This is a genomic window from Halothermothrix orenii H 168 (genome assembly GCF_000020485.1).
Taxonomy (GTDB): domain Bacteria; phylum Bacillota; class Halanaerobiia; order Halanaerobiales; family Halothermotrichaceae; genus Halothermothrix; species Halothermothrix orenii.
The window spans coordinates 206,092-225,606 of the sequence record NC_011899.1 but is presented as its reverse complement, the minus strand read 5'-3'; the positions used below and the strand labels follow the sequence as shown (position 1 = coordinate 225,606).

Annotated in this window: 17 protein-coding genes and 1 tRNA gene; 1 reads left to right on the top strand and 17 read right to left on the bottom strand. The window is 41.1% G+C overall.

The window, feature by feature from the left end:
• Positions 1 to 38: 38 nt before the first annotated feature.
• A tRNA-Pro gene (locus HORE_RS01200) sits at positions 39 to 115 on the top strand.
• A 259-nt stretch (positions 116 to 374) separates the two neighbouring features.
• Here the strand turns inward: HORE_RS01200 and HORE_RS12625 are convergent.
• The 17 genes from HORE_RS12625 to groL form a co-directional block, all read right to left on the bottom strand.
• Positions 375 to 545, bottom strand: a complete 171-nt coding sequence (locus HORE_RS12625) for an aspartyl-phosphate phosphatase Spo0E family protein (protein WP_083762887.1) — start codon at positions 543 to 545, stop codon at positions 375 to 377.
• Between the two features lie 150 nt (positions 546 to 695).
• A complete protein-coding gene (locus tag HORE_RS01195; protein WP_012635175.1) occupies positions 696 to 1,370 on the bottom strand; it encodes an endonuclease III domain-containing protein in 675 nt (224 codons plus the stop codon).
• A gap of 191 nt (positions 1,371 to 1,561) precedes the next feature.
• Positions 1,562 to 2,950, bottom strand: coding sequence for an NAD(P)/FAD-dependent oxidoreductase (locus HORE_RS01190; RefSeq protein ID WP_012635174.1), 1,389 nt, complete (start codon positions 2,948 to 2,950; stop codon positions 1,562 to 1,564).
• A 141-nt stretch (positions 2,951 to 3,091) separates the two neighbouring features.
• Positions 3,092 to 3,709 carry a PrsW family intramembrane metalloprotease gene (locus HORE_RS01185; protein ID WP_012635173.1) on the bottom strand — a complete coding sequence of 206 codons (618 nt, stop codon included), beginning with the start codon at positions 3,707 to 3,709 and terminating at the stop codon, positions 3,092 to 3,094.
• Between the two features lie 158 nt (positions 3,710 to 3,867).
• Complete coding sequence (locus HORE_RS01180) at positions 3,868 to 4,191, bottom strand: 4Fe-4S dicluster domain-containing protein (protein ID WP_012635172.1); 324 nt, start codon at positions 4,189 to 4,191, stop codon at positions 3,868 to 3,870.
• Between the two features lie 39 nt (positions 4,192 to 4,230).
• Entirely contained in the window at positions 4,231 to 5,961 is a 1,731-nt protein-coding gene (locus HORE_RS01175; RefSeq protein WP_041605735.1) for an adenylyl-sulfate reductase subunit alpha, read from the bottom strand.
• 212 nt (positions 5,962 to 6,173) lie between these two features.
• Entirely contained in the window at positions 6,174 to 8,837 is a 2,664-nt protein-coding gene (adhE, locus tag HORE_RS01170) for a bifunctional acetaldehyde-CoA/alcohol dehydrogenase (RefSeq protein ID WP_012635170.1), read from the bottom strand.
• A 29-nt stretch (positions 8,838 to 8,866) separates the two neighbouring features.
• Positions 8,867 to 9,529, bottom strand: a complete 663-nt coding sequence (locus HORE_RS01165; protein WP_427852517.1) for a redox-sensing transcriptional repressor Rex — start codon at positions 9,527 to 9,529, stop codon at positions 8,867 to 8,869.
• Positions 9,507 to 10,982, bottom strand: a complete 1,476-nt coding sequence (locus tag HORE_RS01160) for a 4Fe-4S dicluster domain-containing protein (protein WP_012635168.1) — start codon at positions 10,980 to 10,982, stop codon at positions 9,507 to 9,509. Before HORE_RS01160 ends, HORE_RS01165 begins: the two co-directional genes overlap by 23 nt.
• A gap of 18 nt (positions 10,983 to 11,000) precedes the next feature.
• Positions 11,001 to 11,243 carry an NADH-quinone oxidoreductase subunit NuoE family protein gene (locus HORE_RS01155; RefSeq protein ID WP_012635167.1) on the bottom strand — a complete coding sequence of 81 codons (243 nt, stop codon included), beginning with the start codon at positions 11,241 to 11,243 and terminating at the stop codon, positions 11,001 to 11,003.
• A 13-nt stretch (positions 11,244 to 11,256) separates the two neighbouring features.
• Positions 11,257 to 12,411 carry a SpoIIE family protein phosphatase gene (locus tag HORE_RS01150; RefSeq protein ID WP_012635166.1) on the bottom strand — a complete coding sequence of 385 codons (1,155 nt, stop codon included), beginning with the start codon at positions 12,409 to 12,411 and terminating at the stop codon, positions 11,257 to 11,259.
• The gene (locus tag HORE_RS01145; RefSeq protein ID WP_012635165.1) at positions 12,395 to 14,110 is read right to left on the bottom strand and encodes a [Fe-Fe] hydrogenase large subunit C-terminal domain-containing protein; all 1,716 of its coding nucleotides are present in this window, start codon (positions 14,108 to 14,110) and stop codon (positions 12,395 to 12,397) included. Before HORE_RS01145 ends, HORE_RS01150 begins: the two co-directional genes overlap by 17 nt.
• A gap of 3 nt (positions 14,111 to 14,113) precedes the next feature.
• Entirely contained in the window at positions 14,114 to 14,380 is a 267-nt protein-coding gene (locus HORE_RS13245; protein ID WP_083763082.1) for an NAD(P)H-dependent oxidoreductase subunit E, read from the bottom strand.
• A 131-nt stretch (positions 14,381 to 14,511) separates the two neighbouring features.
• A complete protein-coding gene (locus tag HORE_RS01140) occupies positions 14,512 to 15,729 on the bottom strand; it encodes a TIGR00341 family protein (RefSeq protein WP_012635164.1) in 1,218 nt (405 codons plus the stop codon).
• A 45-nt stretch (positions 15,730 to 15,774) separates the two neighbouring features.
• The gene (locus tag HORE_RS01135) at positions 15,775 to 16,062 is read right to left on the bottom strand and encodes a YerC/YecD family TrpR-related protein (RefSeq protein WP_012635163.1); all 288 of its coding nucleotides are present in this window, start codon (positions 16,060 to 16,062) and stop codon (positions 15,775 to 15,777) included.
• Between the two features lie 17 nt (positions 16,063 to 16,079).
• The gene (gene guaA / locus HORE_RS01130) at positions 16,080 to 17,612 is read right to left on the bottom strand and encodes a glutamine-hydrolyzing GMP synthase (protein WP_012635162.1); all 1,533 of its coding nucleotides are present in this window, start codon (positions 17,610 to 17,612) and stop codon (positions 16,080 to 16,082) included.
• Between the two features lie 241 nt (positions 17,613 to 17,853).
• Positions 17,854 to 19,497, bottom strand: a complete 1,644-nt coding sequence (gene groL, locus HORE_RS01125) for a chaperonin GroEL (RefSeq protein WP_012635161.1) — start codon at positions 19,495 to 19,497, stop codon at positions 17,854 to 17,856.
• Positions 19,498 to 19,515: the final 18 nt, after the last annotated feature.

Here is a 19,515-nt window from a genome sequence, read left to right as displayed (position 1 = left end):
ACTATATAAGGATAAAATAATACTAGCTAATGTCATGTCTGACTGTGGCGCAGTTTGGTAGCGCGCTGCCTTCGGGAGGCAGAGGTCCTGGGTTCAAATCCCAGCAGCCAGACCATTTATTATTTTACATATTTTAATACTATATTTTACATATTTTAATACTATTAATTTAATACTATTAATTTTTAATGTTTTCGACTGAAAAATTTTATAAAACTAAAAAATTTTATAAATATGTAAAAAGCACCCCTGCCGGGTGCTTTTTTGCAATTATTATGATATTTACAGTATTATAGGAAACATAAAGAATTCTATTCAGCACAAAAAAAGAACTTCCCTGTAAAACGGGAAGCCTGTCCAAGTTCTCCCCAACACTAGCTTACCTGAGCACTGTACTTCTTCATTGCTTTTAAGACATACTCATCAATTTCCTGACTTATTTCTACAACTTCTTCTGAGCAAAGGTTATATCTACGGGCTCTGTTCCTTAGCTTGTCCAGAAGCTCTTCATACTTTTTTTCCTTGGTAACAAAAATTTGACTCATAATCTACCCCTCTCTACATTTCCCCCTTATTTTCTATATATTGTGATTTTTAAACCATGATATCATATTTTACTAAAAAATACAATATATTTCTATAAATTATTTTATAATTAACCAAAAAAATATTATATTGTCAAAATATTATATATTTTATTTCCTGTTAAGGGGACATTTTTCACACAGGGGGTTATTCTTTTTACATATTTCTTTTCCCAGGGCCACTAAAAGAGCATGGTATTCATTGTATATCCCGGTTCTGGCAGGCAGGTTGTCCATAATCATTTTCTGCAAGGTATGGTAACCTATGTTTTCCTCTATATAACCAATCCGGCTAAAAATACGCTTTGTGTAAGCATCAATTACAAAAACAGGAAACTCCCCAGCATACAATAATATAGAATCAGCGGTTTCAGGCCCTATGCCGTAAACCTCAAGCAGTTTATCCCTGATTTTTGAAAGGGGTTCCTGAAACATTTCATCAAGACTTCCCCCGTAGTCCTCAAACAAAAAGTTAATAAAGGCTTTAATTTTTCTGGCCTTCATATTATAATAACCGGCCGGTTTTATCATCTTCGCCAGTATTTCCTCTTCCAGATGTAACAATTCTTCAGGATATAAGACCTTATGTTTTTTTAAATTTTCTATAGCCTTTTCAACATTTTGCCAGCTAACTGCCTGAGTCAAAATTGCTCCGATAATAACTTCAAACCGGGAGTCAGCGGGCCACCAGTGCTGGGGACCGAATTTTTTATAAAGCCTGTGATAGATTTCGTTAAGACCTGCTTTCCATGTTATGTTACTGAATACTCCCCGGCACCCAGACATGAGTTATTTCCCCTTTCATTTCTATCCATGTCTAACTATACATTTATAAGGCAAATGCTATAACATTAGCCGGGCTCTATCCATTTTTATCAACTTATAATACCTTAAAAAAATTGTGTTAAAAATAAAAACCAGGCCTCTGGCTCAAAATCCGTATACATATAAGCCCGGCCCGGTTATCTATTATACTTTTATACTTTATTAAGAATACTCCTGGCAATAAGAATACCTGAAACCGAAGCCTGCATTAAACCCCGGGTAATACCGGCACCATCTCCACCGGCATACAGATTGTTAATTCTGGTCTCCATCTCATCATTGACCTCAAGGCGTGAAGAATAGAATTTAACCTCTACCCCATATAGTAAGGTATCCCGCGAATACAGCCCCGGAGCCAGGTTATCAAGGACTTCAATCATTTCAATAATATCTTTAAGATGGCGGTATGGTAATACCAGACTTAAATCACCCGGTGTAGCCTCCTTCAGGGTTGGTTCCACGATTCCCCGGGCAATCCTTTCCGGGGTTGATCGATGTCCATCGAGGAGGTCACCAAGCCTCTGTACCAACACCCCACCACCTAGTAGATTGGCCAGTTTAGCAATATTTTTACCATAGGTAATGGGTTCATGGAAGGGTTCAGTAAATGTTTTACTGACCAGAAGGGCAAAATTGGTGTTCTCGGTTTTAATTTCAGCATGACTATGCCCGTTTACGGTGATAAGGCCCTGATTATTTTCATTAACCACCTGCCCATATGGTGACATACAGAAGGTCCTGACTTTATCATCAAAAGTCGGGGTCTGGTAAATTAACTTTGATTCATATATATTGTCTGTTAGCTCTTTGGTAATTACAGCCGGACACTCAACCCTGACGCCGATATCAACAGGGTTGATAGTGGTCTCAATCCCCAGCCTTTCTGCTTCCAGGGTTAACCATTCAGCATTTTCCCGACCTGGAGCTGTTACTACATAATCACCATAAATAATTTCCCCTTCTTTAGTTTTAACTCCCTTTATTGTCGCATCCTCCACCAGTAATTCTTTTACATTAACCCCGAACCTGATATCTACTCCTTTTTCAGCTATAAAGTCCTGCATGGCCTGGAGGACAGTCTTACTATAACCGGTGCCTAAATGCCTTAACCTGGCGGGTATAAATTTTAAGTTAGCTTTAACCGCTTTTTCCTTAATATCCTGAACTTTATCGCTATCAACTCCAAAAATACGGTCAGGAGCTCCAAATTTCAAATAAAGTTTATCAGCATACTTAATAAGTTCAGACAAATTCTCTTTGCCTATATATTCATCTAAATGACCACCGATATCCGGTGACAGTGATAATTTCCCATCACTGAAAGCCCCGGCTCCTCCCCAGCCGGAAACTATTGAACAACTCTTACACTTAACACAGTTAGTATTTTTGACATTCATCGGACATTCTCTATCTTTTAAATTATTCCCTTTTTCCAGTATTACTACCTTAAGATCAGATTCCTTATTAATTAACTCCAATGCAGTAAAAATGCCGGTTGGCCCGGCTCCTACAATGATTACATCATATTCTTTGCTGGCCATTTTTAATATCCCTCCACAGAAACTATATTATAGGGCCATTAATTATAGACCCTTTCTTATATTCAAGTTAAAAGGTAAAAATCCTGCCTGGTCTTTATATTTTTTTATTGATTTCGACAATGAATCTGACCTGAGTGGAGGTTATTTAAAAGGAGAGTTTTCTGTTGTTAACCGTATTAAAGAAGCCAGATATATTTGCAGAGCCACCACTACCAGGACGGTAGTTACAAAACCCATTATCTGACCTATGACAAAAAAATCATAAAGTCCATGGAGGATACTTACCAGAATAAAACCCTTTAATATCAGCCCCTGGTTCCCTTTTATTTTTGCCTGACCAAGGTAATAACCAAATATACCGGTAAAGGAAGCATGGGCCAGACTGGTAACCACCGCCCTGATAAGTCCAACCTGGTAGCCAAACATAATCGTATAAAAAAGATTTTCGGCTGCCGCAAACCCCAGTCCTACTGTAATACCATAAATAATACCATCAACAGGCTCATCAAATTCAGTGTTTCGGTAATGGAGACGGTAGGTAACCAGTGATTTCCCCCCTTCTTCAACCAGACCCACAAATATAATCGAGGAAAAAAAGAGAATAAGCAAGGGAGTATCAGGGGTTAAAAACCGGCTGAATGGTGATTCAATAATACTAATGGGAATAACAATTAAAATCCCCCAGATAAAATCCCTGATGATTAAACTGAGGGGTTCCGGATCATATCTGTCCTGGCGGTAAAAATACCAGACCCACAAAATACCGGGCAGAATTGAAACGACAAATAAACTGATAAAATATATGGGAAATAACCTCCTTTGTATTTTATAGATATAGGTCGTTTATTAAATTGTTAATATTTATTATATGCTGTTATATATGATTATTTTAATTTGTTTCTGGCTGCTCAATGAATTTATACCTTTTTTGTTAAGACTTCAAAGATTTCTGTATTTCCATCGGCATCCTTTAACTTCCAGACAATTTTATCCTTAGCTACCTCTGGTTTCAAACTGGCTCCAAAACCGGCCAGTTGAAAGGGTAACCTGGTTTCTATGGCTCCAAAGGGACATGATTTAACACAGACCATACAATCCCAGCAATCCCTCTGCCCCCGGATGCGGGCCTTTTTAGTTTCCGGGGCAATAACAATAAGGTTCCCGGGGCAATACTTGACACAGGGTGGTTCATCCCTTCCCGGACATCCCGTGCACTTCCCTTTATCTATCCTGATACCCATAGTTTTAACCTCCTTATCTAAAATTATTCTGGCTACCCCTCAGGGTAAATACCTGTCTCCAGGAACTATCTGTTTATAGGGCCTTTCTATAATACTAACTTTATTACCTTCAAGTCGACTATTTACAAACTTTAACCACTCCCGATCATTTCTATCCGGGTAATCAACTCTGCTCTGATAGGCAGGCCACCTGGTTTCCCGTCTATATAAAAGGTGTTCAACCAGAACTGAGGCAACATCCAGTCTATCAAGCACTTCATGACAGAGCATTAGCTTATGGTAGTCTTCAGCTCTGAGATATTTTACCTGACCCCGCATCTTTTTAAGTAATTTTCGGGCCAGTTTTAACTCATCTTCATTCATCTCATAATACCGACTTACCCCTCCAGCATACTGGTCCATTATTTTCTGGAGTCGTTCTTCCATTTCCTCAGCCTTAACCCCATCCCTTCTCCTCAGCGGGGCATATACCCTCATTATTTCCCGTTCGATAACCTGGGCAACATATTTTTTATCTTCTCTGTAATAATTGTTGCGGAGATATTCAAGGGCATTTTCGGCAGCGATTTCTCCTTCAGCCCAGGCTCCACTGACAAATTTATACGGGGCACCTCCGGCCACATCACCGGCTGCATAAAGACCCGGCAGGGTTGTTTCTCTTTTTTCTGTAATCCAGTAACCGGCCTGGGCATGCCCCCCTACCAGGTACGGTTCTGTACCCTGGATTTCAAGGGGTTCCTGGCCGGGATCAATCTTATTTGCAGCCCAGAACAAAACAATATCGGGATACATATTTAAATATGATTTCTTTAAATCCCTTACCTCTTCCTCAGACAAATGGGTGGTATCCATAAAAACCGGACCTCTTCCTTCTTTTATCTCCCGGGTTGGACCATAAACCCTGATGGGAGTTGGAGCCCCTTCAGAACCGAGGTGTCTGAATTTTTTTGCCATAAACCTTTCCCCCCGGGCGTTAACCTGGGTTGCCCCAAATCCCAGGGCCAGGGTTCCTGTCGGAGCAATGACATCTTTGGTCCTCAGGGCAATAAACCTCATTTCAAAGGATGTCATCTCGGCTCCAGCCCTGATGCCTATTGCATAACCGGCCCCAGTATTAAAGGGGGAATACCACATTTTATGATGGGCTGATCCATCATTATTCGGTTTATATATACCGGCCGCCCCCCCGGTAGCCACTATGGTAGCCCCGGCCTTTACCACATAAAACACCCCATCACGAATTCCAAAGCCCATGGCTCCCATAACACTTCCATCCTCTGTGGTTATAAGATTGGTAACCGTAACCCTGTTTAAAACCCTGGCTCCGGATTCAATGGCCTTATCGGCAATAATAGGTTTGAGTGATTCCCCGTTTATTTTTATATTCCACCGGCCCCGGGGTACATAATTTCCCTGTTTATCCTTTTCAATCGGTAGGCCCCATGATTCAACCTTATGTACTACCTGGTTTAATCTCCGGGCCATACCCAAAAGTAAATCCTCTCTAACAAGCCCCATAGCATCTGCCCTGACATACCTGACAAAACTTTCCGGAGTTTCACCCGGATTTAAATAGGCATTGATGGCATTCATACCACTGGCCAGACAACCACTCCGTCTTATATGAGCCTTTTCCATAATTAATACGTCTACATCAGGATCTAACTCTTTTGCCCTGATGGCAGCCATGCACCCGGCCGTCCCTCCACCAATAATCAGCAAATCTGTATCCATTACTTTAACTTCTATATCCTTTTTCTTCACAATCATCCCCCCGTAACTAATTTCATCACCTTAATATATTATGAATAAATTCTGTAATTTGTTAAAATCTTAAAGGCCAGCCCTATTGTTTGAAATTATCCACAAAAAACACTTGTAAATAATTTTTATTAGAAAAAAAATATGCCAGACCCATATGGGCTGACATCCTTATCAATATATGCCAACATATTTTCCTATATGTTATTACTGATTAACACCTAAGCATTACGGACTTTCTTTTTATCTTTAATACTGACCCCTTTATACGCCTGACGATAGATCTCCTTGATTTCATTGACCAGCGGCATTCTGGGGTTAGTTCCAGTACACTGGTCATTATGGGCAATATCAGCCATATCTTCGAGTTCTTTTTCGAACTTGTTGTGATTTACCCCGGCTTCTTCCAGAGAAAGGGGGATATTTAATTCTCTCATCAGGTCTGTTATGGCTTTAACCAGGCTTTCAACCCCTTCTTCTGTAGTGGAAGCGGGAAGTCCCAGTATTCTGGCTATTTCAGCATACCTTTCTCCTGCCCGAGGATAATCATACTGGGGGAAGCTGGCCAGCTTACTTGGTTTCCCGGCATTATATCTAATAACATGTGGCAATAAAATTGCATTAGCCCGGCCGTGAGGGATATGAAACTTACCTCCCAGTATATGGGCCATACTGTGGTTAAGCCCCAGGAATGCATTAGTAAAGGCCATTCCGGCAATACAGGAAGCATTATGCATCTTCTTTCTTGCTTCCCGGTCATTACCATTCTTATAAGCCCGGGGGAGATATTCAAATACCAGCTTGATAGCCTTTTCAGCCAGGGCATCAGTGTAATCAGAAGCCATAACCGAAACATAGGCCTCAATAGCATGGGTCAAAACATCCAGTCCTGTATCTGCTGTTACTGACTGGGGAACTGTCAGGACCAGTTCTGGATCAATTATAGCAATATCAGGGGTAAGTTCATAATCAGCCAGTGGATACTTAATATTACGTTTCTTATCAGTTATTACTGAAAAGGCGGTTACCTCAGAACCGGTTCCTGATGTTGTAGGTACTGCAATAAAAGTAGCCTTTTTACCCAGCCTGGGGAATTTATAAACCCTTTTTCTAATATCATTAAACTTCATCTTCAGATCTTCAAACCTGGTTTCCGGGTGTTCATAGAATAGCCACATACCTTTAGCAGCATCCATCGGGGAACCCCCACCCAGGGCAATGATGATATCAGGTTTAAATTCATTCATCTCCTGGCAACCATTTAATACCGTTTCTACTGATGGATCAGGCTCAACACTGTCAAATACCCTGGTCTGGACACCGGCTACAGATAGATGTTCTTCAACCTTATCAATAAAACCAAGCTGGGACATAGTCTTATCAGTAATTATAAAGGCCCTCTCACCTCTAACTCCTGACAGATAGCGAAGGGAACCATATTCAAAATATATCCTGGGAGGAACTTTAACCCATTTCATCCTTTCCTTTCTCATGGCTACCCTCTTCTTATTAATTAAATTATCAACATTGACATTATCGGTTGTTGAGTTTTTACCCATAGAACCACAACCCAGGGTCAGGGAAGGGACATTAAAGTTATACATATCTCCTATTGCTCCCTGGGATGAAGGTGAATTAATAATTAATCTACCGGTCCTCAATCTCCGACTGAATTCATCAATTACTTTTTCATCATTACTGTGAAGCACAGAAGAATGTCCAAGTCCTCCAAATTCTGTTATCTCTTCACACCGTTTTATTCCTTCACGATAGTCTTTGACAACATACCAGCCGAGAATCGGGCTTAATTTTTCCCGGGACAGGGGGTAATTCTCTCCAACTCCCTTAAGTTCTGCTACCAGGATTTTGGTGTCATCAGGCACTTTAATGCCGGCCATCTTGGCAATTTTACGGGCAGGTTGACCGACTACAGCCGGATTCATGGCACCCCTTTCCTGGTCCACTGCCACTCTGGCCAGTTTTTCTGACTCCTTTTTACTGACAAAATAACAACCATTTTCCTGCATGAACTTTTTAACCTCAGCAGCAATTTCTTTATCAACGACTACAGCCTGTTCAGAGGCACAGATCATACCATTATCAAAGGTTTTACTCAAAATAAGGTCAGATACGGCCTGCTTTATATTGGCTGTCTTTTCTATATAGCAGGGAACATTACCGGGTCCAACCCCCAGAGCTGGTTTGCCACTGGAATAGGCTGCTTTTACCATTCCAGAACCACCGGTAGCCAGAATTAAATCCACCTCAGGATGTTTCATTAAATAGTTGGTAGCCTCAATAGATGGTTCTTCAATCCAGCTAATGCAATTCTCAGGAGCACCGGCCTTAATAGCAGCTTCCTTCAAGATCCGGGCTGCTTCAATACTACACTTCATAGCCCGGGGATGGAAACTAAAAATAACTGGATTCCTGGTCTTCATACATATTAAAGCCTTAAAAATAGTAGTAGAAGTAGGATTGGTAACAGGAGTTAAAGCAGCTACAACCCCGATTGGTTCTGCAACCTCAATATAATTTTCTTCAATGTTTTTATTTAAAATTCCAGCTGTTTTCTTATCCCTGAGATAGTTATAAACATACTCAGAAGCAAAAAGATTTTTAGTTATTTTATCTTCATAGACCCCCATTCCTGTTTCCCGATGGGCCATTTTAGCAAGTTCAATATGTTTATCATTGGCGGCCAGAGCCATCTTTTTTACAATCCTGTCAACCTGTTCCTGGTCATAATCTTTAAACTTCCTGGCAGCTTCATTTGCCCTTTCTACCAGTTTGTTGATACTATCTTCAATCTTTAAACCTTTTCTAATCTCTTTCTTTTCCTTTGTAGCCTTATCAACACTTTTTTCTAATACCGCTTTAGCCATTTTAAAAACCTCCTTATATTCTTGTAATCTTATTTGTCTTTCTCTTTTACTTTATAAGAAAGTGTCATTAAACTCTCACTGATGTGGACGTTTTCTATAACCACCCCCTCTTCAGGGTTTAAACTAACCGGAGCAAAATTCCAGATCCCCTTTACGCCTCCATTCATAAAAATACTGGCAATTTCCGGAGCTGCTCCGGCGGGTGTAGCAATAATACCAATATCTACATTAAACCTGGAAAGATACTTTTCAAGTTCACTGACCGGTTTTATTTCAATCCCTTCAACTTCCTGTCCAATTTTATTTATATCACTGTCGAAAATGGCTCTTATATAAAAACCTCTTCTCCTGAAATTAGGGTATTTCATCAGGGCCATCCCCAGATTCCCGGCCCCCACCAGAACCATATGCATATTTTCATTAACCCCGAGTATTTTACCTATCTCTGCCTGAAGCTCCTGAACCCGGTAACCATATCCTGGCTGACCAAAACATCCAAAATAGCTGAGGTCCTGTCTTATCTGGGATGCCGTAACCCCGAGTTTTGAAGCCAGTTCCCGGGATGATATTCTTTCCACATCCCTTGCCATAAGTGAACTCAAATAACGGTAATAATGGGGCAAACGATTTATGACTCCTACCGGTATCCCCTGTGATTTAACCCTCCCTTTACTTTGTGCCAACTTTTTCACCACCCCTGGATTTTATAAGCTTTTTTAATAATCCGGAAGCCACTCGCCGGTTTACCAGCGTTCCGGGGCCACCAATACAGCCCCCCTGGCAACCCATACCTTCAACAAAATCTGCTTTAATCTTACCTGCTTTAATCTGATTTAACACTTTAAGACATTCTGAAGCACCATCAACCTGGTGAAACCTTATACCATTATCATTATTATTAAGTTTTCCACTGATAGCACTTCCAACTCCCCCGGCTTCACAGAAGGCCTGAGCCGGTATGGAAGGGGACCGGTGTTCTTCAGATAGATCCCCCGTTTCGGTTATTTTTGCCAGGTTAATACCTTTAGCCACCAGCATGGCTGCAATTTCTTCAAAGGTCAAAACAGCATCTATCAAACCCTGCCCCTTATTCCTGGCCTCACTCTTTTTAGCAAGACAGGGGCCGATAAAGACACACTGAACCAGTTCACCATCTTCTTTAGCCAGATAAGCAGCTTTAAGCATCGGTGATTCTGTAGTAGATACCTGTGATAAATATTCAGGAAATTTTAATTCTATTAAGTTAACAAAGGAAGGACAACAGGAATTAAACATTGGTTTATCAGTCATCGCCTGAAATTCCCTGCTTTCCTCTTCAATTACCTTATCAGCACCGAGGGCCACCGGTATTACATCGTGAAATCCCAGCCTTTTAAGACCAGTACATAGTTTTTCCCAGTCAACCCTTGGTCCAAACTGTCCAATATATGAAGGAGCAACCAGGGCTACAGTATTAATGTCTCCACTTTTTAACATTTGAACAACCCTGACAATTTCAGATTTATAGGAAATTGCTCCAAAGGGACAGGCCTCTATACAGGAGCCACATTCAATACAATTATTATCATCTATTTCTGCTGTACTCTTCTCCCCGGGAACAACTGCATCAAGGGAACAGGCACTGGTACAGGGTCTTTCAACTTCAAGAATGGCGCCATAGGGGCAGGCTTTAACACAGAGCCCGCACTCCACACACTTTTCCCTGATAACATAGGCCTGATTATTAACAATGGTAATGGCGCCCCGGGGACAGGAATTTACACAGTGGTGGGCAACACAATTACGACAGGCATTGGTTACCACTATTTTATCGATTGAACACTGGTCACAGGCTTCTTCAATAATAGCAATATTTCTATCACTGTTCCCCAGTTGGCCCTGTAATACATTACTCGCTATTTCAGAAAGACTCTTCTCTTCATCATCCACTTCATCAGGGGCAACCCCCAGGGCCAGTTTAACCCTCTCTTTTAAAATTGCTCTTTCCTTATAGACACAACAGCGATAATTGGAAATACCATTTTCAGTCAACCTCCGGGGAATATAATCTACCTCTTCCACCAGACGATCTTCAAAAGTAAGACGGGCTATCTCGGTCAAAACCTTTCTCCTGATCCTGGTAACTTCAGATACTTCTCCTGCCATATCTTATCACCTACCCCTTTATGCCATAATTATTTCAGTAATTGCTTCCTTAACCCGCTCCGGTGTTGCATTATAAATTACAGTGTCGTTAACCATTACCCGGGGACCCCGGTCACAGCTATTCATACAGGAAACATGCTTTATTTCTATTTTATCTTTAATATTATCAGGAAGGTTTTTTAAATAATCAATAATTGCCGGACTCCCCATAAGATGGCATGATGTACCGACACAGACCTCAACTGTTATTTTTTCTTTCATCTTGATTGCCCCCTTAATACCTCTTTATCTTTATCTCTTTACCCAGTTCAGCAAGCTCTTTTATCAGTTTATTAACTATTACCGGCCTGGGCTTTAACTGTAAGGACTGCATTAATTCCTGGTGGGCGGGGTTTACAGCAGTTCCTACCAAAAAATGTATTTGATCGGCCTTAAATAATGTCCTGGCTAAAAGGCTGGCCCCATCTTTTTTTTCATCAATACTCTGTCCCTTTTTTAACTGCAAAATCTTTTCCAGACATTTATTGAGGGTTAATATGCCTTCTGTCACCAGATCAATTCCCTTTATAGAAGCAAGGGGGGGAACACTGGGGTCATCATAGGTTAAGCTTGTTTCTATATCTTCACCAAGTTCCCGAGCCACCATATTTCCGGTCGCCCCGCCACAGACTACTTTCTCTGAATTATTACGTTTAAGAAACTCCTTAACCACCTTTCCATCCAGATCTGGATCAGTGGGAGGACCCGTTAACACCACAACAGAACGGGGTTCTCTTAATTTTAAAGCAATACATGTCGAATCATCACCCGGTTTACAGATATAACAGGCTTCAGTTAATTCAATGATATCCCGGGCAACATGAAGGGAATCCTTTTTATATAATCCATATTTGGTAACATGTTCTACCAGTCTTTCTCGCCCCAGCCCCAGGTGAAATAGCCCTCCAACCCCGGCATTAATGACTCCATCACTAACTACAAGCAATAAATCACCCAGTTTAAGTTTAAAATGGACTTCACTTACTTTTTTACCGGCGATTATTTTTTGTTCTTTATCTAATTTGACCCTTTGCCCGTTACGAATCAATATCAGGGAGGGATTGTCGTATTCAATTAAATGGGCATAGCCACTATCTGTTATTTTTAAAATCGACAGAGTTGAATAGGCTATCTCCCTGGTCTGACAGATAGGGAGGGTATCTGCTATGGTGGCAAAAACCTGTTCTACATTGATATTTCTTTCCAGTAATCTTGAAGCAATTTTCGTAGATAATAACGAGAGTATACTGGCTTTGATCCCACTACCAAGACCATCAGATAAAATTACTGTTGTCGCATCCCTAGACCTGATGACCTGATAACTATCACCACAGACCTCTTCACCGTGTTTTGAAAGGCTGGCAACTCCAACATCAACTTTCATCCCCATTTGTCTTCGCCTCTCTTTGCCCTATAATCTCTTTTAGTTCGAGTAGTGTTGCTTTAGTATCTGCCGTACTCTCACCAAGAAGTCCTGCAATTTCCTGGGCAACCCGCATCTGTTCTTTAATTACCTGAGAGGCCCTGTCTAAAGCTTCCTGTCTCATATTATCAATTTCGGCCCTGGTCTTTTCCTCTTCAGTAACATCTGTAATTATACCGATGACAACTCCATATTTAGGGAGGGGATAAATAGTTTCCCTGGTAATCAACTCATACTGGGGATATTGCTTACAATTATCAGTTATCATCTCCTGATTCTCCCAGACATCAATGTAATCCCCGGGATCAATAAAAGTGCTCAATGGTTTACCTTTAGCCTTAATATCTCTGCGGTTAAACATCCGGTTTGCAGCCGGATTAAAATCCTGAATAATCATATCTTTATCAACAATAATAATTCCATTAAGAGTACTATCAACAACAGCATGGGATAAGGATTCAGCCTTTTCCCTCATATAGGGAATACACATTTCCGGATTGGCCAGACCATTATACACAGCAATTGCCTTATCCCGGCAACTGGGATAACCACAGCCACCACAGTTTGTTTCATCTTCAGGTGATGTTTTACCGGTCAATGCCAGAATTCTCTTTATTTCTTCTTCATCTGGAACTTTATAATCTATCTCTCTGGGAGTGTAGCTCCAGGAAACTATAATACCTTTATTGTTAGCCCCCCGACAGCTCTGCTGTCCCCTGTTTAAATTATTGTATAACCTTTGTTTCCTGGCCAGGATTCCAGCATCTTCACCCATGGCTGGCCCCCCGAGGCAACCCCCCCGGCAGGCCATTGCCTCGATAAATCTGGGCTTGATAAGACCTTTTTCAATATCACGGAAGGTTTCCATACAATCTTCAAGTCCTGATATTGACACAATATCATCTGGCTTTATATTTAATTCATTTAGCCCACCTGTTCTAAGGGCCCCGCCGGGAAGTGGAAAACGGCGGGCCCTGTTAGAGGTTCTGTCAGGAAAAATATTACGGGGAGGTATATCCTGATTTAGTCTATCTAAGTAATTAAATATTTCCTCAAAGGTCAAAACAGCATCAATTGACCCTTCACCCCGGGTCAACGCTTCTTCTTTTTTCGCATAACAGGGGCCGATAAATACAACCCGGCAGTTTTCACCCATTTCCTGTTTTATCAGTCTTCCGTGGGCTATCATCGGTGATATAACAGGTGCCAGATAATCACATAATCCTGGAAAATATTTTTCAACCAGGTTTACAACAGTTGGGCAACAGCTGGATATAATTAGTTCCTTTTTATTGAGTAAATCTCTGTACTCATCGGCGATAACTTCTGCCCCAATCGCTGTTTCTTCAACAACATCTACACCAAGTTCTTTTAAAGCCCCTACCAACTTCCAGGGGGTAGAGAAATAACCTGAAGCCAGATACGAGGGAGCCAGGCTAACAACTACTTTATTACCGGAGGCTATATAGTTTTTAAATTTATCAAGATATTGTTCAGTTTTTTTAGCATTCTGGGGACAGGCTTCAATACAACGGCCACACAGAATACACCTGTCTTCATCTACCCAGGCCTGCCCATCCTTGATCCCAATAGCTTTAACCGGGCAATACCGTATACACTTATAACAATCTCTGCATTTAGCCTCACTTGTTATTACCAGACCCATATCTCATCCCCCACAACTTAACTTCTCTTCGAGAACATCAATTATATTATCTTTTGTGATTTTAGTCACAATCTCATCATCGAATTTAACTACAACCCCTTCAGTACACCGATTCTGGCAAAAACAGGCCTTCAGTTCAATATCTACATCACATTCATTTTCTTCCAGGTATTCCTGTATCCTCTTAATTACCTTGCGGGAACCTTTAACATGACATCCACTTCCTATACAGACTGTAATTGTAATTTTTCTGCACCTCCCGGTCTTAATTAAGTTACCCCGGAAATAATAAGGATATAATATGTTTGTTATAATTTTAACGATATATGTGAAAAAAATAACGAGCTTTGTTAAAATTATAACAATCTATATTCCAGGTGTCAACCCCCTTTTTAATTTTTTTATACCTGAACCTCTTTAACAGGAATTATTCTAAAATTAATATTATACTCCCGGGCCAGCTCCTTTTCGATTTCCTGCTTAATATTCTGAAGATATTGGATATTAATATCTCCTTCAGCATAGAGATATACATTTATCAGATTACCCTCTATCTCTACACTTTCTATCCGGTAATCCCAGTTAAAAACAAGCCTCTCTTTTATAGTTGTTTTAATAATGTCAACCGGTTTTTCAACATAAAAGTAATAATATGTAATAAAACTCAAAGGTATACTCAACAATACAACTGCAATGGTAATTATAATAATACTCTGTTTGACAAGGTTTTTTGCCTTTAATTTATACCATATCCGGGGTTTCAATCCCTGTAAGTAGAAAACAAGGACATTTGACAGTAAAAGTGCAAGATAGTTACCACCCAGCAGCAGCATGGGACCAACTATCATGGTCCTGTTACCCAGAGCCAGTCCAATTCCGGCCGTACACATTACCGGCAATAAGGAAGCAGCAACCATAACTCCAACCAGCCCAGATTCCAGTTCACCCTTGATTAGCGTAAAAGCCCCGGCCGCCCCGGCTGCCATGGCAATAAATAAATCAGCCATCGTCGGCATCATCCTTATGGATAGGGCTCTATTAACCTCTACATCAGGTATTAAAAGACCAAAGACCAGTCCTACTCCCATGGCCAGAACAACTGCTATTATCTCAGCCGAAATACCCTTCCAGATCAATCTGGTCTTTCCCAGGACTATCCCGATAGTAATGGCCAGAATCGGTCCCAGAACCGGGGCAATAACCATACCCCCGACAATAACGGCTACATTATTTAAAATCAAACCGAGACTGGTAATAATAGCCGAAAAAACTACCAGCAACAGATAATCTCTGGTTATACTGGATTTCTCTTTAGCAAAAAAAATCAGGGACTCCCGGGTAGCCCGGGAGTTATCTTCCTCTTCCTTGTCCCTTTCCCTGGGGAGAACTGCATCCGGGGTAAAAATAACAAGGCTTCTTCCAGAGTGTTCAAAATTAAAATTACTCCTCAGGTTATCAATAACCACATCTGTATTTCCGTACCGGAGGTTTACAATTAATAAATCACCGGTCTCCGATTCTATTAATTTATAATCTTCTATATTAACTCCCAGGGATTCCAGAATACTGACTGCTTTTTTCCCTTCACCCGGGTAAAAAGTGGCATGTACAACCTGCAAATGTAATTCCCCCTGTCCTTTATATTTTAAGCCAGGGGGAAAATTTTATTCTCCCATTCTATCCAGAATAAGTTTATAACCATCGGCCCCATAGTGTAAGGCCCGTTTAACCCGGCTAATGGTGGCTGTACTTACTCCTGTTTTTTCCGTAATTTCATCATAAGTGGCCCCCTGCCTCAACATGCGGGCCACTTCTAATCTCTGGCCAAGGGCTTTTATTTCCCCAATGGTTGCAATATCCTCAAAAAAACGATAACACTCTTCTTTGTTTTCCAGAAGTAAAATAGCATCAAATAATTGTTCTGTAAATCGGTCTTTAATATCCTTCCCCATAATTCTCCCCCTCCTGGTTATTCCCATTCTATAGTTGCTGGAGGTTTACTGGTAATGTCATAGACAACCCTGTTAACCGAGTCAACTTCATTTACTATCCGGGTTGATATTTTCTCCAGCAACTCATACGGTAATCTGGCCCAGTCTGCTGTCATGGCATCATCACTGGTAACAGCCCTTAAGATAATAGGATAACCATAGGTCCTTGTATCTCCCATAACACCAACACTTTTCAAATCAGGGAGAACAGCAAAAGACTGCCAGATTTCTTTATAATACCCGGCCTCTTTTATCTCTTCCTGGATGATGGAATCTGCTTTTCTCAGGATTTCAAGTTTTTTACCATCAATTTCACCGATTATTCTTATAGCCAGACCCGGACCAGGAAAAGGCTGCCGCCAGACTATCTCATCAGGGAGACCCAGAACCTCACCTATTTTCCGGACCTCATCCTTAAAGAGGTTCCTGAGGGGTTCAATTAATTTAAAGTCCATGTTGTCAGGTAAACCCCCGACATTATGGTGGCTTTTTATAGTTTCAGCAGTTTCACTACCGCTTTCAATTACATCAGAATACAGGGTTCCCTGGACCAGATATCTGGCATCACCAAGTTTTCTGGCCTCCTCTTCAAAAACCCTTATAAACTCCTCCCCTATTATCTTTCGTTTAGTTTCAGGGTCCTTAACGCCATTAAGCCTGTTTAAAAACCGTTCCCGGGCATCCACGTAAACAAGGGGAATATTAAACTCATCTACAAATGTCCGTTTTACCTGTTCTGCTTCTCCCTTTCTCAAAAGACCATGGTCTACAAAAATACAGGTCAGCTGATCCCCGATTGCCCGGTGAACCATGGTTGAAGCCACAGCAGAATCAACCCCACCGGACAGGCCAGAAATAACCTGACTCGAACCTACTTCCTCCTTTATCCTATCAATTTCCTCATTGATAAAATCAGCCATATTCCAGGTACCTTTAACCCCACAAACTTTAAATAAATAATTGCGAATAATGTTTAAACCCTGGATGGTATGAACAACTTCCGGATGAAATTGAACACCGTAAAACTTAAGTTCAGGATTACCCATAGCTGCTACCGGCGTAATATCAGTTTTGGCGGTTACTTTAAATCCGTCGGGAACCTTCTTAACACGGTCCCAGTGACTCATCCAGACCTGACTATCAGAAATACCCTCAAATAATTTATCCTTTTCAGTAATATGTAACCTGGCCTTTCCATATTCCCCGTGCCTGGCCTTTTCAACAGCCCCACCGGGTAGCAATGCAGTCATTAACTGCATACCGTAGCAGATGCCAAGAATGGGTATATTTAACTTAAAAACTTCTTTATCAATCATGGGAGCCTCTGGCCCGGTAACACTCTTGGGACCCCCGGAAAAGATAATTCCGGCCGGATTTATATCTTTAATCTGGTCTATAGAGATATTATATGGCTTGATAATGGAATAAACATTACATTCCCTTACCCGTCTAGCAATTAATTGACTGTACTGGCCACCGAAATCAAGTACTAAAATTTTATCTTCTTTCATATAACTCCCCTTTCATCCTTCTTTACTTCACTTGATTAAAGTATATCTATCTTAATAACCTATGTCAAGGAATTATGGACAAATATATTTTCCCCTTCCTTTTTATAATATATTATCCTCCCGGTTTAAGATATCTTATCCTTCCATGCAAGATTTTTCGGGCAGACTAATTGACTTTGACATAAAAAAAAGCAGCGTACCTTTAAAAGGTACGCTGCCATTTGTTTAGGGAAAAGGCTTCTTACATCATGCCACCCATTCCGCCGGGCATACCGCCACCGGGCATTCCGGCATTACCATTACTGTCATTATCCTCTTCTTTATCAGCCACCAGGCATTCAGTAGTCAGCAACATAGCAGCAGCACTGGCAGCATTCTGAAGGGCAGAACGGGTTACCTTAGCCGGGTCTACAATACCGGATTCAATCATATTTACAAACTCACCGTTATAGGCATCGAAACCGATACCTTTATCTTCAGACTTAACCTTCTCAACAATTACTGAACCTTCATAACCGGCATTGTCTGCTATGAGACGTACCGGGGCTTCAAGTGCTTTTCTAACAATGTCAACACCGGTAGCTTCGTCACCTTCAAGGTTCAGTTCATCAAGGGCAGGAATGGCATCAATAAGGGTGGTTCCACCACCGGCTACCAGTCCTTCTTCTACAGCGGCCCTGGTAGCAGAGAGAGCATCTTCAATACGGTGTTTCTTTTCTTTTAATTCAGTTTCAGTAGCAGCACCAACCTTAATTACAGCCACACCACCGGCCAGTTTAGCCAGTCTTTCCTGCAGTTTTTCCCTGTCAAAATCAGAATCAGTATTTTCAATTTGAGTCCTGATCTGCTTAATTCTATTCTGAATTTCTTTGCTATCTCCAGCACCTTCTACAATAGTAGTATCCTCTTTGGTTACTGTTACTTTGTGGGCCCGACCAAGCATACTAATATCAGCATTTTCGAGCTTGAGACCCAGGTCTTCAGTGATTACCTGACCACCGGTCAGAATAGCAATGTCTTCTAACATAGCCTTACGACGATCACCAAAGCCAGGTGCTTTAACAGCAACACAGTTAAAGGTACCACGAATCTTGTTGACAACAAGAGTAGCCAGGGCTTCCCCTTCAACATCTTCAGCAATTATTAAGAGAGGTTTACCACTCTGGGCTACTTTTTCTAACAGGGGTAAGATTTCCTGGATATTAGATATCTTCTTGTCAGTGATCAGGATATAGGGATCTTCAAGGGAAGCTTCCATAGCATCAGTATCGGTTACCATATAGGGGGAGAGATATCCTCTATCGAACTGCATACCTTCAACTACATCTAAAGAAGTCCCCATACTCTTGGATTCTTCAACAGAGATAACTCCATCCTGACCAACTTTCTCCATAGCTTCAGCAATAAGCTTACCGACTTCTTCATCATTACCGGCAGAAATAGCAGCAACCTGGGAAACTGCTTCTTTTCCTTCAACAGGTTTGCTTAGTTCCTTAATCTCTTCTACCAGCTTCTGAACGGCCTTTTCAATACCCCTTTTCAGGATCATGGGGTTGGCACCGGCGGCCACATTCTTTAAACCTTCCTTGAAAATAGCCTGAGCCAGTACTGTAGCAGTGGTTGTACCATCACCGGCAACATCATTGGTTTTGGTAGCAACCTCTTTTACAGTCTGAGCCCCCATGTTTTCGTAGTGATTTTCAAGTTCTATTTCACGGGCAATACTAACACCATCGTTGGTGATAGTAGGAGCTCCAAAGCTCTTTTCAAGAACTACATTTCGTCCTTTTGGACCTAAAGTTACTTTAACAGCATTTGCCAGAGTATCAACACCGCGTTCCAGAGCACGGCGAGCATCTTCACTAAATTTTAATTCTTTTGCCATTTTATGTATCCCTCCTTA